This window comes from Intrasporangium sp. (assembly GCF_035688975.1).
GTDB lineage: Bacteria > Actinomycetota > Actinomycetes > Actinomycetales > Dermatophilaceae > CALMNV01.
In genome coordinates this window covers 1-25,153 of sequence record NZ_DASSMH010000045.1, presented here as the reverse complement: position 1 = coordinate 25,153, position 25,153 = coordinate 1, and the positions used below count along the sequence as shown (strand labels likewise).

The following is a 25,153-nucleotide window of genomic DNA, read 5'->3' as shown; positions in this document are numbered from 1 at the left end:
GAGTCGCCGAGCTGACGACGACGATCCTCACCGCTGACGACGTGCGCGACCTCGTGGAGCGCATGCTCAAGACCAGTGGGCGCCGGGTCGACCTGTCCTCGCCCTTCGTCGACGCGACGCTGCCCGACGGCTCACGCCTGCACGTCGTGATCCCGGACATCGCCCGGGAGCACTGGCAGGTCAACATCCGCAAGTTCGTCGTCCGTGCCGACCACCTGGACGACCTCGTGCGGCTCGGCACGCTGACCCGCCAGGCGGCGGCCTTCCTCGGCGCCGCCGTGGCGAGCGGCCTCAACATCCTGGTGGCCGGCGGCACCCAGGCCGGCAAGACCACCTTGCTCAACTGCCTCGCCTCCGCGATCCCACCTCGCGACCGGGTCGTCACGTGCGAGGAGGTCTTCGAGCTCAAGATTCCCCTCCGCGACGTGGCGGCCATGCAGTGCCGGCAGCCGAGCCTCGAGGGCACCGGGGAGGTGCCGCTGCGCCGCCTGGTCAAGGAGGCCCTGCGGATGCGGCCGGCGCGCATCATCGTCGGCGAGGTCCGGCAGGAGGAGAGCCTCGACCTGCTCATCGCCCTCAACAGCGGGGTCCCAGGCATGGCCACGGTGCACGCCAACAGTGCGCGCGAGGCGGTCACCAAGATGTGTACCTTGCCGCTCCTCGCGGGCGAAAACGTCAGCAGCCGGTTCGTCGTGCCCACCGTGGCCGGCTCGATCGACATCGTCGTGCACATCGCGCTCGAGCGCGACGGAACGCGTCGGGTGCGCGAGGTGGTCGCCGTCCCGGGCCGCACGGAGGGGGACGTCGTGGAGGTCGCCGACCTCTTCGTCACGACAGGGCGCCACCTCCGCCGGGCTGACGGGTTCCCGCCGCACCGCGAGGCGTTCGAACGTGCCGGCTACGACCTCGCGGCGCTCCTGGTGCCCCAGGAGGCGTGACCGTGCCGCCGCTCGCCATCGGACTGCTCCTGGGAGCCGGGGTGTTCTGCATCTACTGGTCCTTCTGGCCGGCCCCCGTGGACCCGCGGCCGCGCCGCCCCGCGGGTTTCCGGCTCCGCCTCCAGGACCACCTCGCGCAGGCCGGCTACGCCTCCGTGACGCCTGCCAACGTCGTCGCAGGCTCCGTGGCGCTGTTCGCGCTCGCCTTCCTGGCCTGCATGGTGTTCATCCGTGTCGTCCCGATCTCATTGTGCTTCGCGGCAATTGCAGGCGGTATGCCGCTCACTGTCGTCCGCATGCGGGCTCGGGACCGGCGCAACAAGCTGCGAGACCTCTGGCCCGACGCCGTCGACAACATCACTTCCGGAGTGCGGGCCGGGCTGGCGCTGCCCGAGGCCCTGGGGCAGCTCGGCGTGCGCGGTCCGGAGGAGCTGCGCCCGGCGTTTGCCGCGTTCGCGGAGGACTACCGCGCGACCGGTCGCTTCCACTACTGCCTCGATCGGCTCAAGGACCGGCTCAGCGACCCGGTGGCCGACCGCCTGGTTGAGTCGCTGCGGCTCGCGCGCGAGGTCGGCGGGAGCGACCTCGGGCGGCTGCTGCGCACGCTCTCGGCCTTCCTGCGGCAGGACGCGCGCACCCGCGCCGAGCTGGAGACGCGCCAGGGCTGGACCGTCAGCGCCGCCAGGCTGGCGGTCGCCGCGCCGTGGATCGTGCTCGGGATGCTGGCCCTGCGAGGGGAGTCGCTGGCGGCATACTCTCGCCCGACCGGGTGGGCCATCCTCTTCGTCGGCGCCGCCGTGTGCGTGGTGGCCTACCGGTTGATGATCCGGATCGGCCGCCTGCCCGAGGAAGACCGGGTGCTGCGATGACCGGGCTGCTCGAGGGTCCCCGCCGGTTCCTGGCGGCTCCGTGGTCCTGGACCGGGGCCACGGTGGGTGTCCTGCTGCTGTGCGGGGTCGCGCTCGTGGCCGTGTCCGTGCCGGTCGTCCGCCGCCCGCGCCTCGACGACCGCCTCGAGCCGTACCTGCGCGACGCCGCGCCGCCTTCGTCCCTGCTGCGCCGGGCACCCGCGCCGCGAGGTCCCTTCGGCCTCGGTGAGCTCGCCGCCCCGTACCTCCACGCCTGGGGACAGGTCATCGAGCGGGTCCTGGGCGGTGGGCCGTCCGTGATCCGCCGCCAGCTGCGCGCGGGGCTGCCGGCCGACCTCGATCGCTTCCGTGCCGAGCAGGTCCTCTGGGCAGCGGCTGGGACGGTCCTCGGCCTCGGGCTCACGGGCGCGACGGCCGTCGCGCAGCGGCACTGGTCACTGCCCCTCCTCGTCGGCCTCGTCGTCGTCGGCGCCTTGGGAGGCGTGGTGCTGCGTGACTACCTCCTCTCCCGAACGGCTGCGAAGCGGGAGGAGCGGATGCTGACCGAGTTCCCCACAGTCGCCGAGCTGCTCGCCCTCGCCGTGAGTGCCGGGGAGGGTGCGACGGGAGCCCTTGAGCGGGTGTGTCGACTCTCGAGCGGCGAGCTGGCCGATGAGCTGCGCCGGTGCCTGGCCGACGCCCGCGCCGGAGCCAACCTCCCCACCGCCCTCGAGGGCCTCGCCACCCGCACCGGCCTGATCAGCCTGAGCCGATTCGTGGACGGCATCGTCGTGGCCGTCGAGCGCGGCACTCCCCTTGCCGAGGTGCTGCGCGCCCAGGCGCAGGACGTGCGTGAGGAAGGCCGCCGACTGCTCATGGCGGAGGGGGGACGCAAAGAGATCCTCATGATGGTCCCGGTCGTCTTCCTCATCCTGCCGGTCACCATCCTCTTCGCCGTGTATCCGGGCCTCAGCCTTTTGAGCTTCACCATCTGATCCGATTGCACCTCACCACAGGGAGATTCGATGCAGACACTTCTCGCGGCAACCCGTCGCCGACAGCGAGCCGTCGCGGCCGCGCTGGTGGCCCGGCTCGGCGGTCACCCAGAGCGAGGTGACGTCCCGGGCTGGGTGCTCATCACCCTCATGACCGCTGGCATCGTCACGGTGCTGTGGGCGTTCGCGGGACCCAAGCTGCTCGAGCTGTTCGACCAGGCCGTCTCCAACGTCCGTGGACCCAACGGCTGACCGGACGCGCTCGGTCCGGCGGAGATGCCGGCTCCGGACGGGGGACCGATCACACCGGGCGTGCCGCGAGCGTGAGCGTGAGCGCGGGTCCGCCATCGCCGAGTTCGTCATGGTCGCAGCCCTGCTGCTCGTCGTCGCGCTCGCGGTCTTCCAACTCGGGCTGGCCCTCTTCGTGCGCAACTCGTTGATCTCGGCGGCGTCGGAGGGTGCCCGGTACGGCGCCCGCGCCGACTCGAGCCCAGCCCAAGGGGTCGAGCGGACGGTGTCGCTCATCACGGCCGGCCTGAGCGACGCCTTCGCCCGTGACGTGTCCGCGACCGAGCGCTCCGACGGGGGAGTCCAGGTGGTGCAGGTCGTCGTGCGAGCGCCCCTGCCCGTCGTCGGACTGCTCGGCCCCTCGGGGGTCCTGACCGTCTCGGGCCGCGCCTTCAGCGAGCGTCAGGTGACCGGAGCGCGCCCATGAAGACCCGGGACGAAGGTCGCGCGGTCATCGAGTTCCTCTTCCTCGGCGTCCTGCTCCTCCTGCCCTTGACCTACCTCGTCCTCACCGTGGCCCGGTTGCAGGCCGGCGCGTTCGCCGCGTCCCTGGCCGGGCGCGAGGCCGGCCGTGCCTACGTCAGCGGGCAGAGCGACGAAGACGCCGAGGCGCGGGCACGGACGGCGGCGGCCCTTGCCTTCGCGGACTTCGCCTTTGACCGCGGCACCACCCTGCGTCTCTCGTGCGACGGCGCACCCTGCCTGCGGCCGGAGGGCACCGTCACAGCCACGGCCGTCGTCGCAGTGGAGCTGCCCCTCGTGCCGGACTTCCTCGCCAACCGGCTGCCGTCGTCGGTGACGATCTCCTCCACACACGTGCAGACAGTTGATCGGTTCGCGTCCCGATGACGCGGCACCGAGCTGGCGAAGTGCGGTCGCGGCCCGTATGCCGGGTGCTCGTGGGCCGGCCGCTCGTGCGTCGGCCGCGCCGCAACCGTGAGGAGGGTCAGATCTCCGTCCTCATTCTCGGCCTGTTCGCGCTGTGCCTTGCCCTCATCCTCGGCGCGACCGACGTGACGGCGGCCCAGCTGGCGCGGATGCGGCTGCTCGACGCGGCCGACTCTGCCGCCCTGGACGCGGCCGATGCGCTCGACGAGGCGGCCGCCTACCGCGGCGGCCTCCACGGCACGCTGCTCCTCACGGACGCGTCGGTCCAACAGTCTGCAGCCGCCCATCTGGCTCGGATCCCGCGTCCCTCCGGCATCACGGCCTGGGGACTCGATGCCCCGACCGGAAGCGAGGACGGCCAGACAGCCGTCGTGACCCTGACCGGCCGGGCCTCCCTGCCCATGAGCGGCTGGCTGCTCGAGCGGTTCGGCGGCGGCGTGACGATCACCGTCCGCTCGCGGGCTCGTGCGCCGCTTGGCTGAGCGCTGCGTCGTTGAGTCACTGCCTACACCAGCCGCGCCCCGCGATGGTCGAGTGGCCACTTTGGTGCGGGGCGGGAGCAGCAGCCGCGCCCCGCGATGGTCGAGTGGCCACTTTGGTGCGGGGCCGGCCACGCGTACCGCCCCCACGACGCGGCCCGGGCCCCTCCCCGAGCGGGCACGGCATACGGACGCACTGCCGTAGGCTGTTGCTTCGTGGCTGTCGACTTCACCCAAGAGCTCAAGGAACTGCGCGCGACGATGGACTCGGTGCGCACCGTCACCGACCTCGAGGGGCTCGGCAGGCGGATCACCGAGCTCGAGCGGCAGGCCTCGGCGCCGGACCTCTGGGACGACCCCGACAAGGCGCAGCAGGTCACGAGCGCCCTCTCCCGGGCCAACTCCGAGCGCGACCGCGTCCTCAGCATGGACAGCCGGATCGAGGACCTCGAGACCCTCGTCGAGATGGGCACCGAGGAGTCCGACCAGGCCACGATGGAGGAGGCCGAGCGCGAGCTCGCCAAGCTCAGGAAGGACGTCGGCGAGCTCGAGGTGCGCACGCTGCTCTCCGGCGAGTACGACGAGCGCGAGGCGGTCGTGACGATCCGCGCCGGCGCCGGGGGCGTCGACGCGGCCGACTTCGCCGAGATGCTCATGCGGATGTACCTGCGGTGGGCCGAGCGGCACGACTACCCGACCAAGGTCATGGACACCTCGTATGCCGAGGAGGCGGGCCTGAAGTCCGCGACCTTCGAGGTCAACGTGCCCTACGCCTACGGCCACCTCTCCGTCGAGGGCGGCACCCACCGGCTCGTGCGCATCAGCCCCTTCGACAACCAGGGCCGGCGCCAGACGAGCTTCGCCGCGGTCGAGGTCATCCCGCTCATCGAGTCCGACGACTCCATCGACATCCCCGAGAACGAGCTCAAGATCGACGTCTTCCGCAGCTCGGGCCCCGGCGGCCAGAGCGTCAACACCACCGACTCGGCCGTGCGCATGACGCACCTCCCCACCGGCATCGTCGTGTCGATGCAGAACGAGAAGTCCCAGATCCAGAACCGCGCCGCCGCCCTGCGGGTGCTCCAGTCGCGCCTGCTCCTGCAGCGCAAGGCCGAGGAGGCCGCGGTGAAGAAGGAGATGGCCGGCGACGTCAAGGCCAGCTGGGGCGAGCAGATGCGCTCCTATGTGCTCAACCCCTACCAGATGGTCAAGGACCTGCGCACCGACTACGAGACCGGCAACCCCAGCGCGGTCTTCGACGGCGACATCGACGGATTCATCGAGGCCGGCATCCGCTGGCAGATCGCCCAGCGCAAGGCGCAGGCCTGACCGTCCCGTCGCGCGGCGCGGGCGAGCCGGAGCCCCACGGCGGCCTGTCGACCGCGCCACGCCCGGCATTTCAGTAACGCCGGATTTGCGGTCCGCCGACGTAGCCTCGAAGGCGCATCCTCGACCCGAGCTGCCCCCGCACCACGGCGGTGCGTATGCCGCTCGTATGCCGTCCTGTCCCCGAGCCCCGTGAGGCGCCACCGCATGATCCTCTTCGAGCACGTCACGAAGACGTATCCCAAGACGAAGCGGCCGGCCTTGTCCAACGTGTCGCTCGAGATCCCGCGCGGCGAGTTCGTCTTCGTGGTGGGCAAGTCGGGGTCGGGCAAGTCCACCATGCTCCAGCTCGTCATCAAGGAGCAGGACGCCACCCGGGGCCGCATCCTCGTCGCCGGCCGTGACCTCGAGGAGCTGCCCGACCGCAAGGTGCCCGCGCTGCGCCGGCAGATCGGCTGCGTCTTCCAGGACTTCCGGCTGCTGCCCAACAAGACCGTCTACCAGAACGTCGCCTACGCCCTGCAGGTCCTCGGCACGAACCGGTCCCGGATCCGCCAGATGGTGCCCGAGACGCTCGACCTCGTCGGGCTCGCCGGCAAGGAGAAGCGGCTGCCGCACCAGCTCTCCGGTGGCGAGCAGCAGCGCGTCGCGATCGCGCGCGCCTTTATCAACCGACCGGCGATACTGCTCGCCGACGAGCCGACCGGCAACCTCGACCCTGCGACGAGCCTGGAGATCGTCCAGCTCCTCGACCGGATCAACCGCACCGGCACGACGGTCGTCATGGCCACGCACGACACGCAGACCGTCGACGCGCTGCGCAAGCGGGTCATCGAGCTCGTCGGCGGCGAGGTCGTGCGCGACGAGGTCGGTGGTGAGTACTCGACGGGAAGCATCCCGGCCATCCGCCTCGACAGCGAGCCGCCCGCCGCGTCGGGTGGCACGGCATACGGCACGAACGCCGTGGCCGTGCTCCCAGCCGTGGGAGACGACGACGGCGACGACGGCGGCGACGACGACGACGACGACGACGGCGGCGGGCTGGCACCCATCGGCCGCGACGCCGACGCCCCCCGAGAGCGGCGGGGCCTCTTCCGGAGGGCGCGCGACGGCCGCCCGAGCGACGACTGATCGAGAGAGACCATGCGCCTGCAGTTCCTCCTCGGCGAGATCGGCAACGGTCTGCGCCGCAACCTGTCCATGGCCGTCTCGGTGGTCATCGTCACGATGATCTCGATGTACCTGCTCGGCCTGGGCCTGATGGGCCAGCGGCAGGTCGACACCATGAAGGACTACTGGTACGACAAGGTCCAGGTCACCGTCCTGCTCTGCGCCGAGAAGACCCGCTACCCCTCCTGTGCCGGCCAGGCGACGACCGACGCCCAGCGCGCCGCCGTCAAGCAGGAGCTCGAGGACCTCAAGCCCACCGTGAAGGAGGTCTTCTACGAGTCGCAGGAGGAGGCCTTCTCCCGGTTCAAGGAGACCTACAAGAACTCGCCGCTCGCGCGGGCGGGGGAGTCCTACTTCGCCGACTCCTACCGGGTCAACCTCGCCGACCCGGCGAAGTTCGACGTCGTGGCGAGCTCGATCAAGGGCATGCCCGGGGTGGCCGACGTCCAGGACCAGAAGAAGCTTCTCGAGAGCTTCTTCACCTTCATGAACACCGTCTCGTGGGCCGCGATCGCGCTCTCGTCCCTCATGGTCCTCGCCGCCGTCATGCTCATCTCCACGACGATCCGCCAGACGGCCTTCAGCCGACGGCGGGAGACCGGCATCATGCGGCTCGTCGGCGCGTCCAACTTCACGATCCGCGTCCCCTTCGTGCTCGAGACCGTCATCGCGAGCGTGCTCGGGGCGGGGCTGGCCATGCTCATGCTCTGGGCCACCGTGAAGTACGGCGTGGTCGGCTTCCTCAGCCGGACGCTCACCGACACCGCGTTCATCGGCCTGCCCGACGTCTACGTGGTCATCCCGTTCGTCCTGTCCGGCGTGGTGGGTCTGGCGACCGTCACCTCCTGGGTGACCCTGCGGCGTTACCTCCGGGTGTGATCTCGTGAGGCCGCGGTCACAGGTTTCACATCTGTCCCACTGGGCACATGGTGTGGTACCAATGGTCCACATGTGGCCAAAACCGCGTCCTACGAGCCTGCCCCCCGCCGTACGCCTGGCGGTCGTGGGTCTCACCGTGGCCTGCGCCGCCTCGTTCACGACCGTCGTCGTGGCCCGCGCGGACAGCGTCCAGGACCAGAAGAACCTCACCGACAAGCGCATCGCCACGCTGGGCCAGCAGCTCGAGGGCACCGACGCCAACCTGGCCCGGGCCTTCGTTAACCTCGAGCAGACCAAGGCGGCGCTGCCCGCGGCGCAGCAGCGGCTCACGGCCGCCCAGGCCGCCCAGACACAGGCCGAGGCTGCGCAGGTGCAGGCCGAGGCGACCGAGCAGCGCGCCGTCGAGGCCGAGGCGCGGGCCCGGGCACGCAACGAGGAGGTCGCCCAGCGTCTGGCGGTGGCGCAGGCCAGCGAGTCCCGCGCCACAGAGCAGCTGACCCAGAGCGCGAAGGGGCTCGTGGCCTCGCAGGAGGCCCTCGACGCGTATGCCGCCGAAGTCTTCCAGGGCGGGGGCAGCCAGTCCCAGCTCGGCCTCGTGTTCGGGTCCACGTCGCCGCAGGAGTTCGCCGACCGGCTCGTGATGGCCGACACGGCGAGCACGGTCGCGACCGACACCATCGACACCCTGGCCACGATGCGCGCCGACAACACCTCGACGCAGTCCTACCTCACCGCCGTGCGTGGCGAGATCGCCGAGCTCAAGCGGCAGGCTCAGCTGGCCCTCGAGGGAGCGGAGGCGGCCACCGCCGCGGCGACGCAGGCCAAGGCTCAGGCGATCCTCGCCAAGGACAACGCCGTGACCGCCCGCAGCAACGCCCAGTCGGCGAAGTCGGCCCTCGACACGCTGCAGGCGCAGCAGACGGCATACGCGGGGCAGCTGCAGGCCCAGCGCGCCAACCAGGCGAAGCAGCTCGCGCAGGAGGAGGCCGAGTCCAGGCGCCTGCAGGGCATCCTCGTCGAGCGGGCTCGCCAGGCTCGCATCGCCGAGGAGCAGCGGCAGGCGCGGCTCCGGGCCGAGCGGGCGGCCCGGCTGGCCGCGGCCAGGGCCGAGCGCGAGCGCCAGCTCGCCGCCGAGCGGGCCAAGGCCGCCGAGGCCGCCCGCGCCGGCCGCAGGTACGTCCCCAAGCCGGTGCCCGTCGTGGTGGAGCCCCCACCCGTCGTGTCCGACCCGACGCCGGCCAACTTCCTCAGCTACCCCGCCAACGGGCCGACCACCTCCGGCTTCGGGATGCGCTGGCACCCCGTGCTGCAGAAGTGGATGCTCCACGACGGGCTCGACTTCGGAATCGCCTGCGGCACCCCGGTGTATGCCGCCGCCGACGGCGACATCATCCGCGCCGGCTGGCGCGAAAGCGGGTGGGGCAACCAGATCCTCATCGACCACGGCATCCACCGCAACGTCGACCTGGTCACGAGCTACAACCACCTCTCGAGCATCGTCAAGTTCGGCGGCCACGTGAACCGCGGCCAGCTCATCGGCTACTCCGGCACGACCGGCTACTCCACCGGCTGCCACCTGCACTTCGGCACCTACGAGAACGGCACACCCGTCAACCCGCGCAACTGGCTCTGACACCCCGCCCGTCGGGGCCCCGCCCGGACGACTCGTGGGCGCGCGGTGCCGTCCCACGCACCATGTAGCGTGGGGCTGCCGGAGCACGCCGCACGAGGACGAAGGGACCGACGGTGCCCAAGGAGAAGGGTCGATCGCTCATTGCGAGCAACCGCAAGGCCCGTCACGACTACCTCATCGAGGACACCTTCGAGGCGGGACTGGTGCTGAGCGGCACCGAGGTCAAGGCGCTGCGCATGGGCCGCTGCTCTCTGGTCGACGGCTTCGCGATGTTCTCGGGCGACGAGCTCTACCTCGAGAACGTCCACATCCCCGAGTACCTCAACGGCACCTGGAACAACCACGCCCCGCGCCGGCGCCGCAAGCTGCTGCTGCACCGCCTCGAGCTGGCCAAGATCGCGCACAAGACCCGCGAGAGCGGGCGGACGATCGTGCCCCTCGCGATCTACTGGAAGGACGGGCGGGCCAAGGTCGAGATCGCGCTGGCCACCGGCAAGAAGTCCTACGACAAGCGACACGCCCTGCGCGAGCGCCAGGACCGGCGCGAGGCGGAGCGGGCTGTGAGCAACGCGCGGCGAGTCGCTCGGTGACGGCAGGGCGCGCGACGGGGGAGCACATGAGCACACCGACACCGGCGCCGCGCGACCGACGGCGACCTGCCGGACGCAGCCGCGCCCACCGGCTGGTGGCCGCCGTGGCGCTCCTGCTCGCCACCGCGTGGCTGGTCGTCGTCCCCGCGGGCGCCTCCGGGGCGGTCGGGGACGAGCGGATGGCCTCCTTCGACGCGGTCTACGACCTCCAGAGCGACGGCAGCGTGCGGGTCACCGAGACGATCTCGTGGCGCTTCCCGTCGGGGCAGCAGCGGCACGGCATCTTCCGCGACATCGTCGTGCGGATGGGCTGGAACAACGAGGAGGGCCGGTACCGCTTCTACGACCTCACGGACGTCGACGTCACGAGCCCGACCGGCGCGCCCGACGCCTTCAAGGTGAGCGACAACGGCGCCAGCGAGGAGATCCGCATCGGCAGCCCGGACGAGTGGACGAGCGGCACCCAGACCTACGTCGTGCGCTACACGCTGCACAACGTGCTCAACCCCATCACCGACGCCAAGACAGGCGCCAAGACGGTCGAGCTCCACTACAACGTCTTCGGCGCCAACGAGTTCACCCGGCGTGACCGCGTCCGGGTCACCGTCAACGCGCCCGCCCCGTCGACCGCCGTGCTGTGCTTCCGCGGCGAGCGCGGGTCGACGGACACCTGCCCCGCGACGCCCGGCGACCCCACGAGGTATGCCGCCGACGGCCTGCAGCCGGGCACCGCCCTGACCGTCGTGGCGCAGTACCCGGTCACGGCCTTCGAGGACGTGCAGCCCGACGTGCGTTCCGGCGACCGCGCCGCGACCTACGGCTCGGCCGCGGCGCCGGCGGTCAACGCCGCCGCGTGGGTGGCCGGCGTCGGGGCCCCGCTCCTCGCCGCGGGCATCATGGGCACCCTCGTGTGGACCCGCGGCCGGGACGAGCGGTATGCCGACGTCACCCCGGGCCTCACGCCCTCGGTCGCGGTCGGCGGCGCCCCGCCGACGACCCGCGGGGGCCCCACCACGGTGGCCGTCCAGTTCCACCCGCCGGCGGGGGTCCAGCCCGGGCTGGTCGGCACGATCCTCGACGAGACGGCCAACCCCATCGACGTGTCGGCGACCGTGATCGACCTCGCCGTCCGCGGCTACCTGCGGATCGAGGAGACGCAGGGCTCCGGCGCGTTCAGCCGCACCGACTGGCTCCTCACGCGCTTGCCGTCGCCGCAGGACGACCGGCTGCTGCCCTATGAGGCGCAGCTGCTCGACGGGCTCTTCTCGGGCCGGGGCGACACCGTCGCGCTGTCGGACCTCAAGAACGAGTTCGCCCGGACCCTGAAGCGCATCCAGGGCCTGATGTACGAGGAGGTGGTCCGGCGCGGCTGGTTCCGCTCCTCCCCGCAGACCCAGCGCGGCATCTGGCAGGGGCTCGGCATCGTGCTCGCGGTGGCGGGTGGCCTCATCCTCGTCTACGGCCGCGCCGCGATCGCCGCCGTGCTCGGCTCGGGCTTCACCGGCGGCGTGGCGCTCGGCGTGGGTCTGCTCGTCGCCGGCGCCATCACGTGGGTGCTCGGCGGCAGGATGGCGGCCAAGACGGCCGAGGGCTCGGCGGTCCTCGCGCAGTCGCTCGGGTTCCGCGAGTACCTCACGACCGCGGAGGCGGGCCAGATCGCCTTCGAGGAGGCGAGCAACGTCTTCAGCCGCTATCTGCCGTATGCCGTCGTCTTCGGCGTCGCGGACCGGTGGGCCACGGTGTTCGCCGACGTCGCGCGAGCCGCGGAGGCGTCGGGACAGTCGCTCGCGCTGCCCACGTGGTACGTGTGGAGCGGCGCCGCGTTCCCCGACTTCACGAGCATCGCGAGCGGCGTCGAGAGCTTCTCGACGACCTCGACCGGCACCTTCACCTCGACCCCGGGTTCGTCCGGCGGCTCCGGCTTCTCGGCTGGAGGCGGCTTCAGCGGCTCGGGCGGGGGAGGCTCCTCGTCGGGCTCCTGGTGAGCACCGCGGACGACGGCTGACCCACCCCGGCGGAGGCGGCGACCTGACCCGTCGACGCCCCCCTCACGTCGAGTGGCCACTTTGGTACGGGGCAGGACGTGCACAACTGGCCACTCGACGTGGGGGTTGGGGGGTGGTGGTGGGGTCGAGGTGGCGGTCGCCCCCGCTCACGTCGAGTGGCCACTTTGGTACGGCCGCGTCCGTGCACAACTGGCCACTCGACTGCCACCGGCTGGGCCAGCGCGCCCGGAACTGGCCACTCGACTGCCAGCGGCTGGGCCAGCCCGCGCGGAACTGGCCACTCGACTGTGGAGGAATCAGGCGATGACGACGAGCAGGTCCCCGCCTTCGACCTGCGCCTGCTCGGCGATGGCGAGCCGGTCGACCCGGCCCGAGATCGGTGCGCTCACGGTCGCCTCCATCTTCATCGCCTCGATGGTGGCGATGGGGTCGCCCTCGGCCACCGAGTCGCCGGGGGAGACCTTGAGGGTGACGACGCCCCCGAACGGCGCGGCGACGTGGCCCGGGACGTTCGGGTCGGCCCGCTCCGCCGACTTGACGGTCGAGGTGACCGACTCGTCGCGGACCTCCACCTGGCGGGTCTGGCCGTTGAGGGTGCAGATCACGGTGCGCATGCCGTGGTCGTCGGGTTCGCCGATGGAGAGCACGCCGAGCAGCAGGGTCTTGCCCGGCTCGATCTCGACGGGGTGCTCGACGCCCACGCGCAGGCCGTGGAGGAACTCGACCGTCCCGAGGACCGAGAGGTCGGAGTAGAGCTCACGCGCCTTCTCGAACTCCGCCGTGGGGCCGGGGAAGAGCAGCCGGTTGAGGGCCCGCTTCGGGTCGCTCTCGAGGGCCGCCTCGTCCTCGGGGGACAGCTCCGTCACGCGCGGCGGCATGGCCCGCCCCCGCAGCGCCTTGGTCCGGAAGGGCTCCGGCCAGCCCCCGGGCGGGTCCCCCAGCTCGCCGTTGAGGAAGCCGATGACCGAGTCGGGGATGTCGTACTTCTGCGGGTCCTCGGCGAACTTGTCCGGGTCGACGTTGGAGCCGACGAGGGCGAGGGCGAGGTCACCGACGACCTTGGAGCTCGGCGTGACCTTGACGATGTTGCCGAGGATCCGGTTGGCGGCGGCATACATGTCCTCCACCCGCTCGAACTGGTCGCCCAGCCCGAGCGCGATGGCCTGCTGGCGCAGGTTGGACAGCTGCCCGCCCGGGATCTCGTGCGTGTAGACCCGGCCGGTCGGTCCGGGCAGGCCCGACTCGAAGGGCCGGTAGAGGCTGCGGGTCGCCTCCCAGTAGGGCTCGAGGTCGGCGACGGCCCGGAAGTCGAGGCCCGGGTCGCGCTCGGTGCCCTCGAGGGCGGCGACGAGGGCGGACATCGACACCTGGCTCGTCGTGCCGGCCATGGTCGCCGTCGCGACGTCGACGGCGTCGACACCGGCGTCGACCGCCGCGAGCAGGGTGGCCAGCTGACCGCCGGCGGTGTCGTGGGTGTGGAGGTGGACCGGAAGGTCGAAGCGCTCGCGCAGGGCCGAGACGAGCCGCGCGGCGGCCGGTGCCCGCAGCAGCCCCGCCATGTCCTTGATCGCGAGGACGTGGGCGCCGGCGTCGACGATGCGCTCGGCGAGGCCGAGGTAGTAGTCGAGGGTGTAGATGCGCTCGGCCGGGGAGAGCATGTTGCCCGTGTAGCACAGGGCGACCTCCGCGACGGCGGTGCCCGTCTCCCGCACCGCGTCGATGGCCGGGACCATCTGCTCGACGGAGTTGAGCGCGTCGAAGATCCGGAAGATGTCGATGCCGGTCGCGGCCGCCTCGCGGACGAAGACGTCGGTGACCTTGCGGGGATACGGCGTGTAGCCGACGGTGTTGCGTCCACGCAGGAGCATCTGCAGCGGGAGGTTGGGCATCGCCTCGCGCAGCTTGGCGAGGCGCTCCCACGGGTCCTCGTGGAGGAAGCGCAGCGCGACGTCGTAGGTCGCCCCGCCCCAGGCCTCGACCGACAGCAGCTGCGGCGTCAGGCGCGCGACGTGCGGCGCGGCCCACAACAGGTCGCGGGTGCGCACCCGGGTGGCGAGCAGGCTCTGGTGGGCGTCGCGGAACGTCGTGTCGGTGACGCCGACGGGCACCTGCGCCCGCAGGTCGGCGGCGAAGCCCTCCGGCCCGAGGGCCCGCAGCCGCTGGAGGGCGCCGTCGGGCGGGGGCGTGTCGAGGCCACACGGCGGCAGCTTGTGCCGGGGGTGGACGCTCGGCCGGTGCTCGCCGTACGGGCGGTTCACGGTGACGTGCGCGACGTAGGACAGGATCTTCGACCCCCGGTCGGCCGGGGCGCGGGTCTGGAGCAGCTCGGGGCGCTCGTCGATGAACGAGGTCGTCACCCGCCCTGCGACGAAGTCCGGGTCCGAGAGCAGGCCCTCGAGGAAGGCGATGTTGGTGTTGACGCCGCGGATGCGGAACTCCGCCAGGGCACGCTTGGCCCGGGTGACCGCCATGCCGAGGTCCCGCCCGCGGCAGGTCAGCTTGACGAGCATCGAGTCGAAGTAGGCGCCGATGACCGCGCCGTCGAAGACGGTGCCGCCGTCGAGCCGTATGCCGGCGCCGCCCGGTGCGCGGTAGACCGTGATCTTGCCCGTGTCGGGCCGGAAGCCGTTGGCGGGGTCCTCCGTCGTGATGCGGCACTGCAGCGCCGCCCCCCGCAGCCGGACCGTGTCCTGGGCGAGCCCGAGGTCGGCGAGCGTCTCGCCCGACGCGATCCGCAGCTGCGAGCTGACGAGGTCGACGTCGGTGACCTCCTCGGTCACGGTGTGCTCGACCTGGATGCGCGGGTTCATCTCGATGAAGACGTAGCGGTCGGTCTTGGGGTCGAGCAGGAACTCGACGGTGCCGGCGTTGACGTAGCCGATCTGCTTGGCGAACGCCACCGCGTCGGCGCAGATCCGGTCGCGCAACTGCGGGTCGAGGTTCGGCGCCGGGGCGAGCTCGACGACCTTCTGGTGCCGCCGCTGCACGGAGCAGTCCCGCTCGTAGAGGTGGATGACGTTGCCCTCGCCGTCCGCGAGGATCTGCACCTCGATGTGCCGCGGCCCCACCACGGCCTCCTCGAGGTACATCCGAGCGTCACCGAAGGCCGACTCCGCCTCGCGCATCGCCGAGTCGAGCGCCCCCGGCAGGCCGTCCGGGGAGTCGACGCGCCGCATCCCGCGACCGCCCCCGCCGCTCACGGCCTTGACGAAGAGGGGGAACCCCACGTCCTCCGCACGGCCCAGGAGCGTCTCCGGGTCGTCACTGGCCTCGCTGGAGCGCAGCGTCGGCAGGCCCGCCGCAACGGCCGCCTCGATGGCGCGCGCCTTGTTGCCCGTGAGCTGGAGCACCTTGGCGGGCGGCCCGACGAACGTCACCCCCGCCTCGACACACGCGGTGGCGAGGTCGGGGTTCTCCGACAGGAAGCCGTAGCCGGGGTAGACGGCGTCCGCCCCGGCCCGCACGGCCGCCTCGACGATCCCCGCCGGGTCGAGGTAGGCGCGCACCGGGTGGCCCTGCTCCCCGATGGGGTAGGCCTCGTCGGCCTTGAAGCGGTACTCGCTGTTGCGGTCCTCGTAGGGATACACCGCGACCGTCTTGGCGCCGAGCTCCGTCGCGGCCCGGAAGGCCCGGACGGCGATCTCGCCTCGGTTGGCGACAAGGACCTTGCGGAACATCGGGCCTCCAGGATGCGGCAGTGGGTCGTACGGCGGGCGGGCCGGGACACCGGCCGCTGCGGGCAGCGTAGCCGCGGCAGGCGGAGACCTTCGAGGCGACGACCGGGGAGCGGGACGACGGCCCGTGGACAGCGTCACGACCGGCCGCCGGGACGACGGCGCGGGAATGCCGTCGCCGCCCCGGGCGTTGCTACGGCATACTGTCCTTCGCAGGTTGACAAGTGAACAGCGTGGTGTGGACACCCCCATGGGGGTGATCGGTTTCGACGGTGGTCGACATGCCAGGGGAAGCGGGTCGAGGATGCAGGGTTATCTCGTCAACGCTCCCTGCAAACCAATAGGTGCCAATTCCAAGCGCACCGACTTCGCCCTCGCCGCCTGAGCGAGCCTCGAAGTCCGTCAGCCTGAGCTAGTTTCCGACTCAGTGCCTGGCGTCAGCTAGGAAACTTGCTGCGTGGTCATGTTGGGGGACCACGTGGGACTCTTACTCAACTGGGCCTGTCAGAGGACGTGTGCGCGCGAGCTCTGGGGCCGAGAAAGTCCTTAGCGCACTGCACCCGGAGAAGCCCTGGTTTCTCGTCATCGGACGCGGGTTCAATTCCCGCCACCTCCACCACTTGTGGTGGCCACGCCACGCTGATCGCGCGAAGGGCGCCCGGATCATCTCCGGGCGCCCTTCGTCGTCTGCCGTCGACCTCGTGTCCGTCGACCTCGTGTGCCGTCGACCTCGTGTGCCGTCGACCTCGCGTCGAGCGTATGCCGTCGGGCACCCGTGCCGCCGAGGTCGCGACCCGCTCGCCGTCGCGCGCGGGGGCAGAGAGATCAGGCCTGCGCGGGGCTCCCGGCGCCCTCGGCGGCCAGCTGCTCCTTGATCGGGGCCATGTCGAGCTCCTTGACCTTGTCGATGACCTCCTGCAGCGCGGACTGGGGCAGCGCGCCGGGCTGGGCGAAGACGAGCACCCCCTCCTTGAACGCCATGAGCGTCGGGATCGAGGTGATGTTCGCGGCGGCGGCCAGCGACTGCTCGGCCTCCGTGTCGACCTTGCCGAAGACGACGCCCTCGTTGCGCTCCGACGCCGCCTCGTAGACGGGCGCGAACTGGCGGCACGGGCCGCACCAGGACGCCCAGAAGTCGACGAGGACGATGTCGTTGTCGAGCACGGTCCGCTCGAAGGACTGCGCGGTCAGGTCTGTCGTTGCCATGGTCCTGCCAACGACGTCGGCATCGGCGCTATTCCGCGAGCGGCCTCATTGCCCCGCGGCGGTGAGGTCCCACGTCACCGTGACGGCGGCTCCCAGCTCGAGCTCGCCCGTCTCGACCGGCATCCCGACCGCGCTGTCGCGGGCGACGCCGAACGGCACCGCGGAGACGGGCAGGGCCCCGTCCTCCACCACCCCGAGGACGTCACCGAGGGCGCCGCCGGCGAGCGCGGCATACTGCTCCGCCTTGGCCCGGGCGTCGGCGTAGGCCGCGTCCCTCGCCTCGGCGAGGGCGGGTCGCCGGTCGGCGACGTCGAGGCGCACCTGGTCGACGAGCAGCGCGTTGCCGACCTCGCCCGCCGCGCGCTCGAGAAGAGCGCCAACCGTCTCGGGCCGGCGGACGACGACCCGCAGCCGTTGCTGGGCGGTGAAGCCGACCGGCCGACCGGTGGCGTCGAAGCGCTGGGAGACGTCCGCGTCGAGGGTGCGGATGTCGGCGTCCGCCACCCCGGAGGCGCGCACCGAGGCCACCACCGCCGTGACCCCCGACGCGGCGCCGGCCAGGGCGGCGCCGACGTCGGCGGCGTCGTGGCCGACCCGCAGATCGAGCCGGACGACGTCCGGCGTGACGGCTGCGGTGCCGCTTCCCGTGACCGTGACGGTGCGCTGGTCCATGGTCGACCTCCTGAGCCGGACGGACTGCGATCCCTGCTCGCAACCTACCTACACTGGACCGGTCATGCCGACCCCCTCGCGCCGACTGCCCACCGCCCTGGCGCTCCTGGCCGTCGCCGTCCACGTCGTCGCGCTCTACTGGCCGGTCGTGACGGTGCAGGGCCCGGTCACGTGGACGGACAAGGTCGTGCACGTCCTCCTCTTCGCCGTTCCTCTGTATGCCGTCGGGCGGGCCCTCGCCGGGACGGGGCGCTCGGTCCGGCCCACCGTGCTGCTCCTGCTCGCCCACGCCCCGCTCAGCGAGCTCGGTCAGGGAATGCTGCTGCCGGGGCGTTCCGCAGACCCGTGGGACGCGGTCGTCGACGTCCTCGGCGTGGCGCTCGGGGCCGGCGCCCTCGCGCTTCGCTCGCGGGTGGAGGCCCGTCGGGGCGAGGCTGGTCCGGTGGTCGGCGAGGCGCGTGCGCGCTGGTAGGATGGAGGGCATCCGGCTCCGAGCCACCTCGGGACCAGGACGGGTGGACTTCCTCGTGGAGCCCCGGCCGGTCGAGGTGGCGCCCAGGCAGTCCCAGACGACACCGTCGGGAGTTGCAGCCCCAGCCCCGACGCGGAGCGGATCCGACACCGGACGGCGCAGATGCCGTGGAACCGGCCCACACGGGCGCGAACGACGCGCCTGAGGCTCGTCGAGACGGTCGTGCACCTCACGGCTCGAGACGAAGTCTGCTCGAGTCGAAGTGAGTTGAACACGCATGCCCAAGCACACCGTCTCCGGCGCGCCCAAGAAGGCCCGCTGGACCCCCGCCGAGAAGAAGGCCGCCGCCGGCGCCAAGAAGCCGCACCGGGGACAGGCCGCCCGGTCGACCTCGCCGGGCACCGCCCACGTCGGCGGCCGCGAGTGGCGCGCCCCGCGCGACGAGCGCCGTCCCTTCGAGCGGCGCGACGACCGTCCCTCGTTCGAGCGTCGGGAGCGCCCGTCTTTCGAGCGGCGTGACGACCGCGGTGCTCGTCCCTTCGAGCGGCGCGACGACCGTCCCTCGTTCGAGCGTCGGGAGCGTCCGTCCTTCGAGCGGCGTGACGACCGGGGAAGCCGCCCGGCATACGACCGCGACAGCCGCCCGGCATACGACCGCGACAGCCGCCCGGCATACGACCGCGACAGCCGCCCGGCCTACGACCGGCGTGACGACCGCGGAGGTCGCCCGGCATACGACCGCGACAGCCGCCCGGCATACGACCGGGGTGGCAACCGCGGTGCTCGCCCCTCCTTCGACCGGCGCGACGAGCGCGGCCCCGCGCCGCGGAGCGACCGTCGCGGCGACTGGTCCGGCGACCGTTTCGCCCAGGACGCCGAGGCCGAGCGCCTCGAGGCCGACACGTGGACCAAGGCGACCCGCGCGGACGTCTCCGACGGACCGGTGGAGGTCGCGCAGGACAACGGCTTCGCCGCGCTCGGCCTGCCCGAGCGGCTCGTCGAGCGGCTCGCCCGGGAGGGCATCACCACGCCGTTCCCGATCCAGACGGCGGCCATCCCGGACGCCCTCGCCGGCCGTGACGTCCTCGGGCGTGGCCAGACGGGGTCGGGCAAGACGCTCGCCTTCGGTCTGCCGATGATCGCCCGCCTGCTCGAGGCAGGCACGCGCAGCGCCCCCCGTCGGCCGCGGGCCCTCGTCCTCGTCCCGACCCGCGAGCTCGCGATGCAGGTCTCCGACGCGCTCTAGCCGCTCGTGCACGTCGTCGGCCTGCGGCACAAGCTCGTCGCCGGTGGCCTCAGCTACACGACCCAGATCAACGCCCTCAACCGCGGCGTCGACATCCTCATCGCGACGCCGGGCCGGCTCAACGACCTGCTCGAGCGCGGCGCGGTGGAGATGGGCGACGTGCGCATCACGGTGCTCGACGAGGCGGACCACATGGCCGAGATGGGCTTCCTGCCCGAGATCTCCACGAGCCTCGACCTCATCCCCACCGACGGGCAGCGGCTGCTCTTCTCCGCCACGCTCGACAACGGGATCGACACGCTCGTCGAGCGCTACCTGCACGACCCGGTCACCCACTCGACCGACGACGCCACGGCCTCGGTCGAGACGATGGAGCACCACGTGCTGCTCATCGACCCGATGCACAAGAAGGCCATCACGGCGGAAGTGGCCAACCGCGCCGGCCGCACCGTCGTCTTCTGCCGCACCAAGCTCGGCGCCGACCGCATCGCCGGCCAGCTGCGCGAGCAGGGCGTGATGGCGGCCGCGCTGCACGGCGGCCTCAACCAGGGTGCGCGCAACCGGGTCCTCGGAGCCTTCCGTGACGGCACCCTCCCGGTGCTCGTCGCCACGGACGTCGCGGCCCGCGGCATCCACGTCGACGACGTGTCGGTCGTCCTGCAGGTCGACCCGCCGGCCGACCACAAGGACTACCTGCACCGGTCGGGCCGCACTGCGCGGGCCGGCGACCGCGGGACCGTGGTGACCCTTGCCCTGCCGCACCAGCGCCGGACGATGGAGCGCCAGCTGCGCGACGCCGGGGTGGACATCGTCCCGGTCAAGGCCGCTCCCGGCGACGACATCCTCGCCGCGACCGGCGCGACCGCGCCGTCGGGCGTGCCGATCCCGGAGGAGGACTTCCAGCGTCTCCTGCAGGGGCCCAGGCCGCACCGCGGCGGGCCCGCCGGCTCGCGCGGGCCCCGCCACGAGCGCTCCGGCGCCCGCCCGCACTCCGGTGGCCGCCCCGACCGTGGTGACCGGCGTGGCCGCGACGACCGGTGGGCCCGCGACGACCGGCGTGGCCGGGGCGAGCGTCCCGACCGTGGTGACCGCCTCGTCACCCGCTGGGGCGACGACGACGGCCGACGCGGCGGCCGCTCCTGATCGACCGACGCTGGTGACGGCGCGCGGTGTGGAAGGCTTGGGCGCGTGAGCTCGACCTTCCACACCGGCCGGCTGCTGGTGGCCACGCCCGCCGTGCAGGGGGATGTCTTCCAGCGCTCGGTCATCCTCGTCCTGCAGCACGACGAGTCGGGTGCCCAGGGGATCGTGCTCAACAAGCCGCTCACCGCCGAGGTCGACTCCGTGCTCCCCGGGTGGCAGCGCATCGTCACGACCCCGCCGGTCCTCTTCCAGGGCGGCCCGGTCGCCACGTCGTCGGCCCTCGGGCTCGTCACCGTCCCCGGCGACGAGCCGGAGCCGCTGGGAGTCCAGCGCCTCTTCGGCTCGATCGGCCTCGTCGACCTCGACGTGCCGACTCCCGTCGTGGCGGCCGAGCTGGCCGGGATGCGGGTGTTCGCGGGATACGCCGGCTGGACCGGGGGGCAGCTCGAGGCAGAGATCCGCCGTGGCGACTGGTACGTCATCGACGCCGAGGCCCGCGACCCGTTCACGACGGACCCGGACGGCCTGTGGCGAGCGGTGCTGCGCCGGCAGCGAAACAACCTCGCCTTCGTCGCGAACTTCCCCGACGACCCCTCGATGAACTGATGGCCGGCCCCGCGAGGCGCGTCGCCGTCGTCGACTCCGGGCTCGGCCTCGTCGCGTATGCCGACGCCCTCCTGTCGCTGCGACCGGACCTCTCCCTCGTCCTGTCCATGGACCCTGACCACATGCCCTACGGCCACCGCACGCCGGACGAGGTGCGGGGGCTCATCCTCGCCTCGGCCCGGGCGACCCTGCCCTTTCACCCCGACGCCGTCGTCGTCGCGTGCAACACCGCGTCGGTGCACGGGCTCGAGGCGCTGCGCCACGAGCTCGAGCCCGGGGTGCCCGTCATCGGCACCGTGCCGGCGATCCGGCCGGCCGCGGCGACCGGCGGGCCGGTCGCGGTGTGGGCCACCGCCGCGACGACGTCGAGCGACTACCTGCGGGGTCTCGTCGACGCCTTCGCCTCGGACATCGAGACGTATGCCGTGCCGTGCCACGGCCTCGCCGAGGCGATCGAGGCGGCCGACGCGGAGGCGGTCGACGACGCGGTGGCCTCGGCCGCGGCTGCGACGCCGAGCGGGGTCCGGGCCCTTGTCCTCGGCTGCACCCACTACGGCCTCGTGGCGGACCGGATCCAGCAGGCGGTGGGTGCCGACGTCCGCGTCTTCGACTCCCCGGTGGCCGTCGCGCGCCAGACCCTGCGGCGCCTGGGCCTCGAGGCCGACCCCGGCGCGGCGTCCGGGGGAGTGGAGGCGGTCCTGCTCAGTGGCCGTCGGGGCGCCCTGCCGGACTCCTTGGCGGCATATGCCGCGGGCGCTCGCCTGCTGAGGACCGCGCACGCCCCGGACGGCGGCTCGCGCCGTTCCTCCGCCTGATCCCCCGTGGGTGGCTTCTCGGGGGGCGGCTCGTCGGGGGGTGCACGGGGGGCGGAGCCCCCCGTGGGTCGGCATACACTCGGCTCATGAGCGACATGCCTCCCGACCCCTTCGAGACCGAGCCGCTCGGGCCGCGGACCGGCACGTCCGTCATCGAGCGTGAGGAGGTCCGCGAGGAGCTGCAGGAGCCCGGCGACCACGAGCGCTTCTCGCACTACGTGCGGAAGGAGAAGATCCTCGAGAGCGCGCTCACCGGGGAGCCGGTCGTCGCGCTCTGCGGCAAGATCTGGGTGCCTGGCCGCGACCCGCAGAAGTTCCCGGTCTGCCCCATGTGCAAGGAGATCTACGACGGTCTGCGCGACCCGCAGGACGGCGGCGGCGGGGAGTCCTGACCTGGACCAGGCTCCGACGATCTCGATGGCCTTGATCCGCGCGTCCGCAGTCACCACGCCCGTCGCGTTTATCCCCTTGCCGCCTTGCTCGCTCCGTCTTTCGACGTCTTGGAGCGACCGGCAATAGGTGTCATGGCAGGCGTCGGGCGGTGGGCCGAGTGCCCCAGCGGTAGTGCACGCGGGCGGTGTTGATCAGTCGGCGGATGATAGCGATCGCGGCGGCGAGGAAGCGGAAGAACTCGACGATGGCCGTGGTCTTGTCGGTGCTGCGACGGAGTTTGCCGTAGCCGAACATCGCGGGGTGGGTGCAAGCGACACCACCTGTTGCCGACCTGGATCGGTGAGGGTATGCGCTTGGTCGCGATCCGGTGGTCGTACCCCAGGATGTGCAGCAGGTCGCGGGTCTTGCCCGAGTCGTACCCGGCGTCCAGGCGCAGGCAGCCACCATCGGGAAGTGGTCCGACCGCGTCGGGGACACCAGCGAGGGCGGGTTCCAGCAGTGGTGAGTCGTGCGCGTTCGCGGCTGCGCAACCAGGTGCAGGGGCATCCCGGCCCCGCCGGTGACTACCGATCGTGTGGTGCCCTGCTTGGCGCGGTCGACCGCAGAGGGCCCGGCAACCTCACCGCCGCAAGGGTATGTGGTGATCGACCCGTCGACCGACAAATCATCCGGGTCGAGCGCGAGCATCCGGTCGTAGCTTGCCAGAGCTGTGCGCAGTAGCTCCTTGGTGACGCCGCGCTCGACCAAGTCCTGCAGTCTGTGGCGAGATCGTGCGGTCCGAGCAGCCCGGGACCACGACCCGCTCGTATCTGCTGCCGCGGACCAGGGCGGCGATGACACCGTCGAAAGCGGCCCGCTCCCCGACCGGCGCCGATGGCAGCCCAAGGGGTGAGCCGGGTCGTACTCGGGGCGGTCGGCGGCGCCGATCAGCGCGGCGAACTCGACCCTCAAGGGTTCGATCAGGGATGCTGGCAGCGGGGGCACGGGCCCTCCACGGGTGGTTGTCCGGACGTCGCAATCCGACGATCACTGAGGTTTTCTCACCAGCGGCCTCGGTGCATGGTCAGGATGAACCGGCACGGGTTCTCTGCCGCTCTCATACTGGCTGCGCCTCGAGGGTGAGGGCAGCGTGGTGGGCTTGCTCGTAGGCGACCGGGGTCAGCATCCCGATCGAGCTGTGCAGCCTTCTGTTGTTGTACCACTCGACCCAGCTGGCGGTCGCGTACTCGACGTCGGCGAGGGTCTTGTAGGGGCCGGCGTGGAAGATCGTGGTGCGGATGCACTCGGTCTTGTACAGCCCGTTGCCGGACTCCATCATCGCGTTGTCGTAGGCGTCGCCGACGGAGCCGATGCTGGCGGCGATCTGCTGCAGGTCCAGGTGCTCGGTCAGCCGGATCGAGGTGTACTGGGAACCGGCGTCGGAGTGGTGGATCAGCTCGCCAGCGGTGACGGGGTGCCCGTCGCGGTCGCGCTGCCAGAGCGCCATCCGTAGCGGGATCATCACCAGGTCGACGTGCTTGGACGTCGAGGCGTGCCAGGCGACGATCTTGCGGGAGTACACGTCGAGGATGAACGCGACGTACACGAACCCGGACCAGGCGCGCACGTACGTGAAGTCGGTCACCCAGACACGATTGGGCGCCGCGGCGGTGAACTGCCGGTTGAGCAGGTCGCCGGCGCGGACGCCGTCCTTGCTCGGGATCGTGGTGCGGATGCTCTTGGCGCGACGTATTCCTTTGTGTCCCATGCCTTTCAGGCACTTGGCGACGGTACAGTACGCGACGTGCGGGTAGCTGCCCGCGCGCAGCAACGCGGTCACCTTCCGCCGCCCGTACAGCGACTCCGGCGCGGCCACCCACACCCGGGGCCGCCCCTGGGCGAGGTCCTCGCCGGCGGTGACCTCGGTGTGGAACAGGTCCCAGATCGCGTTCGTCAGGTAGGCGTCGTGCAGGTCCCGCGCCGAGGGCTTGGCGTGCTTCCACGCCCGGTAGGTGCGCGCGGCGACCTGGCAGCCCTGCTCGGACAGGACCCGACAGACCGACTCGACCGCGTGCCCCTCGTGCACCATGGTCGTGATGAAGGCCATGATCAACGGCCTCGGGGGTCGAGTTCCCCCGCGAAGAAAATCGTTGCCCGGCGGAGAATCTCGTTGTCCTCGCGCAGCTGCTTGACCTCGGCCCGCAACGTCCGCAGCTGCTCAAGCTCCTCGCTGGTGACCCCGTCCCGCAGGCCGTCGTCGACCTCGGCACGGCGCACCCACGTGCGCAACGTCTCTCGCCCGACGCCCAGCTTCTGGGCCACCGCCTCAGCGGCCTTGGTCACCGAGCCGTACTGCTCGGCCTGGTCGCGGACCATCCGGACCGCTCGCGCCTTCATCTCGGGATCAAACTTCCTTGGCATGACATGCATCCTTCCTCAACCGGAAACGATGCGGCATCAAACCCGTGCCGGTTCACATCGCCTTCCATGAGCAGGTGGCGCCGGTGGCGGACCCGCAGGAGGTGGCGGCCGCGGTGGCTGACCTGCTGGGTCAGGCTGCCGCGGCGACGGTGGAGGAGGTGTCCCGGTTGGCGCGGCATCATGGCGAGCAGGTGCGCCCGCCGCGGGATGAGGACCGGTTGGACGCGGGGCGGGTGGCCGGGCGCGGACTGTGGTTCTCGCCGGCGACGCCGACCGGGATGGTGACCATGCGGGGCGTGCTGGACCCGGAGGCGGCCGCGGTCATCAAGTCGGCGATCGACCCGTTGTCGATGCCGTGCCCCACCACGGACCGGCGGGGGCGCACCGTGGAACAGGACCCGCGCTCCCCGGCCCGGCGCCGGGCTGACGCCCTGGTCGCGGTGGTGGGCCGGGGGGTGGCGGCGGCGGACAAGGTCCCGAAGACCG

23 protein-coding genes, 1 other RNA gene and 2 pseudogenes are annotated in these 25,153 nt (G+C 71.9%); 21 read left to right on the top strand and 5 right to left on the bottom strand.

Translation table 11 applies throughout. From position 1 onward, the window contains the following. The 13 genes from VFJ94_RS04615 to VFJ94_RS04555 form a co-directional block, all read left to right on the top strand. On the top strand, positions 1 to 938 hold a 938-nt coding region (locus tag VFJ94_RS04615; RefSeq protein ID WP_325003014.1), incomplete at its 5' end, for a CpaF family protein. A 2-nt stretch (positions 939 to 940) separates the two neighbouring features. Then, a complete protein-coding gene (locus tag VFJ94_RS04610; RefSeq protein WP_325003017.1) occupies positions 941 to 1,807 on the top strand; it encodes a type II secretion system F family protein in 867 nt (288 codons plus the stop codon). Then, positions 1,804 to 2,781: a type II secretion system F family protein gene (locus VFJ94_RS04605; protein ID WP_325003013.1), complete on the top strand. Its 978-nt coding sequence runs from the start codon at positions 1,804 to 1,806 to the stop codon at positions 2,779 to 2,781. Before VFJ94_RS04610 ends, VFJ94_RS04605 begins: the two co-directional genes overlap by 4 nt. 30 nt (positions 2,782 to 2,811) lie before the next feature. After that, the gene (locus tag VFJ94_RS04600; protein WP_325003012.1) at positions 2,812 to 3,033 is read left to right on the top strand and encodes a hypothetical protein; all 222 of its coding nucleotides are present in this window, start codon (positions 2,812 to 2,814) and stop codon (positions 3,031 to 3,033) included. 94 nt (positions 3,034 to 3,127) lie between these two features. Then, on the top strand, positions 3,128 to 3,496 hold the full coding sequence (locus VFJ94_RS04595) for a TadE/TadG family type IV pilus assembly protein (protein ID WP_325003016.1): 369 nt from the start codon (positions 3,128 to 3,130) through the stop codon (positions 3,494 to 3,496). After that, positions 3,493 to 3,918: a pilus assembly protein gene (locus VFJ94_RS04590; protein ID WP_325003011.1), complete on the top strand. Its 426-nt coding sequence runs from the start codon at positions 3,493 to 3,495 to the stop codon at positions 3,916 to 3,918. Before VFJ94_RS04595 ends, VFJ94_RS04590 begins: the two co-directional genes overlap by 4 nt. Before the next feature lie 20 nt (positions 3,919 to 3,938). Continuing rightward, on the top strand, positions 3,939 to 4,439 hold the full coding sequence (locus VFJ94_RS04585) for a pilus assembly protein TadG-related protein (RefSeq protein WP_325003010.1): 501 nt from the start codon (positions 3,939 to 3,941) through the stop codon (positions 4,437 to 4,439). A gap of 213 nt (positions 4,440 to 4,652) precedes the next feature. Continuing rightward, positions 4,653 to 5,765: a peptide chain release factor 2 gene (gene prfB / locus VFJ94_RS04580; RefSeq protein ID WP_325003009.1), complete on the top strand. Its 1,113-nt coding sequence runs from the start codon at positions 4,653 to 4,655 to the stop codon at positions 5,763 to 5,765. A gap of 204 nt (positions 5,766 to 5,969) precedes the next feature. Beyond that, the gene (ftsE, locus tag VFJ94_RS04575; protein ID WP_325003008.1) at positions 5,970 to 6,893 is read left to right on the top strand and encodes a cell division ATP-binding protein FtsE; all 924 of its coding nucleotides are present in this window, start codon (positions 5,970 to 5,972) and stop codon (positions 6,891 to 6,893) included. Positions 6,894 to 6,905: 12 nt separating this feature from the next. Beyond that, entirely contained in the window at positions 6,906 to 7,811 is a 906-nt protein-coding gene (gene ftsX / locus VFJ94_RS04570) for a permease-like cell division protein FtsX (RefSeq protein WP_325003007.1), read from the top strand. A 124-nt stretch (positions 7,812 to 7,935) separates the two neighbouring features. Then, the gene (locus tag VFJ94_RS04565) at positions 7,936 to 9,444 is read left to right on the top strand and encodes a M23 family metallopeptidase (RefSeq protein ID WP_325003006.1); all 1,509 of its coding nucleotides are present in this window, start codon (positions 7,936 to 7,938) and stop codon (positions 9,442 to 9,444) included. 113 nt (positions 9,445 to 9,557) lie between these two features. Then, a complete protein-coding gene (gene smpB, locus VFJ94_RS04560; protein WP_325003005.1) occupies positions 9,558 to 10,034 on the top strand; it encodes an SsrA-binding protein SmpB in 477 nt (158 codons plus the stop codon). Between the two features lie 26 nt (positions 10,035 to 10,060). Continuing rightward, positions 10,061 to 12,019 (top strand): DUF2207 domain-containing protein, encoded by a 1,959-nt coding sequence (locus VFJ94_RS04555; RefSeq protein ID WP_325003004.1) that lies wholly within the window; start codon positions 10,061 to 10,063, stop codon positions 12,017 to 12,019. Positions 12,020 to 12,336: 317 nt separating this feature from the next. Here the strand turns inward: VFJ94_RS04555 and VFJ94_RS04550 are convergent, their stop codons facing one another. Continuing rightward, a complete protein-coding gene (locus tag VFJ94_RS04550; RefSeq protein WP_325003003.1) occupies positions 12,337 to 15,717 on the bottom strand; it encodes a pyruvate carboxylase in 3,381 nt (1,126 codons plus the stop codon). Between the two features lie 249 nt (positions 15,718 to 15,966). Here VFJ94_RS04550 and ssrA point away from each other — a divergent pair. After that, positions 15,967 to 16,333: a transfer-messenger RNA gene (gene ssrA, locus VFJ94_RS04545) on the top strand. A gap of 206 nt (positions 16,334 to 16,539) precedes the next feature. On the opposite strand, the gene trxA is transcribed toward ssrA, so the two are convergent. Together trxA and VFJ94_RS04535 are read right to left on the bottom strand one after the other, a co-directional pair. Beyond that, on the bottom strand, positions 16,540 to 16,920 hold the full coding sequence (trxA, locus tag VFJ94_RS04540) for a thioredoxin (protein ID WP_325003002.1): 381 nt from the start codon (positions 16,918 to 16,920) through the stop codon (positions 16,540 to 16,542). A gap of 45 nt (positions 16,921 to 16,965) precedes the next feature. After that, positions 16,966 to 17,592, bottom strand: coding sequence for an SIMPL domain-containing protein (locus tag VFJ94_RS04535; RefSeq protein ID WP_325003001.1), 627 nt, complete (start codon positions 17,590 to 17,592; stop codon positions 16,966 to 16,968). A 64-nt stretch (positions 17,593 to 17,656) separates the two neighbouring features. On the opposite strand from VFJ94_RS04535, the gene VFJ94_RS04530 reads away from it, so the two are divergent. The 6 genes and pseudogenes from VFJ94_RS04530 (at position 17,657) to VFJ94_RS04505 (ending at position 22,266) form a co-directional block, all read left to right on the top strand. Beyond that, positions 17,657 to 18,064: a VanZ family protein gene (locus tag VFJ94_RS04530; protein WP_325003000.1), complete on the top strand. Its 408-nt coding sequence runs from the start codon at positions 17,657 to 17,659 to the stop codon at positions 18,062 to 18,064. A gap of 277 nt (positions 18,065 to 18,341) precedes the next feature. Next, positions 18,342 to 19,592, top strand: a pseudogene (locus VFJ94_RS04525) (DEAD/DEAH box helicase); the annotation flags it as partial. Between the two features lie 87 nt (positions 19,593 to 19,679). Continuing rightward, on the top strand, positions 19,680 to 20,453 hold the full coding sequence (locus tag VFJ94_RS04520; RefSeq protein ID WP_325003015.1) for a C-terminal helicase domain-containing protein: 774 nt from the start codon (positions 19,680 to 19,682) through the stop codon (positions 20,451 to 20,453). 45 nt (positions 20,454 to 20,498) lie between these two features. Continuing rightward, positions 20,499 to 21,059: a YqgE/AlgH family protein gene (locus VFJ94_RS04515; RefSeq protein WP_325002999.1), complete on the top strand. Its 561-nt coding sequence runs from the start codon at positions 20,499 to 20,501 to the stop codon at positions 21,057 to 21,059. Then, positions 21,059 to 21,874: a glutamate racemase gene (locus VFJ94_RS04510; RefSeq protein WP_325002998.1), complete on the top strand. Its 816-nt coding sequence runs from the start codon at positions 21,059 to 21,061 to the stop codon at positions 21,872 to 21,874. The genes VFJ94_RS04515 and VFJ94_RS04510 overlap by 1 nt, the downstream gene beginning before the upstream one ends. Before the next feature lie 86 nt (positions 21,875 to 21,960). Beyond that, a complete protein-coding gene (locus VFJ94_RS04505) occupies positions 21,961 to 22,266 on the top strand; it encodes a DUF3039 domain-containing protein (protein ID WP_325002997.1) in 306 nt (101 codons plus the stop codon). A gap of 130 nt (positions 22,267 to 22,396) precedes the next feature. On the opposite strand, the pseudogene VFJ94_RS04500 reads toward VFJ94_RS04505, so the two are convergent. Both VFJ94_RS04500 and VFJ94_RS04495 read right to left on the bottom strand, forming a co-directional pair. Further along, positions 22,397 to 23,251, bottom strand: a pseudogene (locus tag VFJ94_RS04500) (transposase). Positions 23,252 to 23,363: 112 nt separating this feature from the next. Further along, positions 23,364 to 24,667, bottom strand: a protein-coding gene (locus VFJ94_RS04495) for an IS3 family transposase (RefSeq protein ID WP_325002996.1) whose coding sequence is annotated in 2 segments (ribosomal slippage) — positions 23,364 to 24,394 and positions 24,394 to 24,667 — 1,305 coding nt in all. Because the reading frame shifts where the segments join, the coding sequence is not laid out codon by codon here. A 44-nt stretch (positions 24,668 to 24,711) separates the two neighbouring features. Between VFJ94_RS04495 and VFJ94_RS04490 the strand changes: the two genes are divergently transcribed. Then, positions 24,712 to 25,153 (top strand): DUF222 domain-containing protein (locus VFJ94_RS04490; protein ID WP_325002995.1); only part of this gene is annotated, 442 nt, incomplete at its 3' end.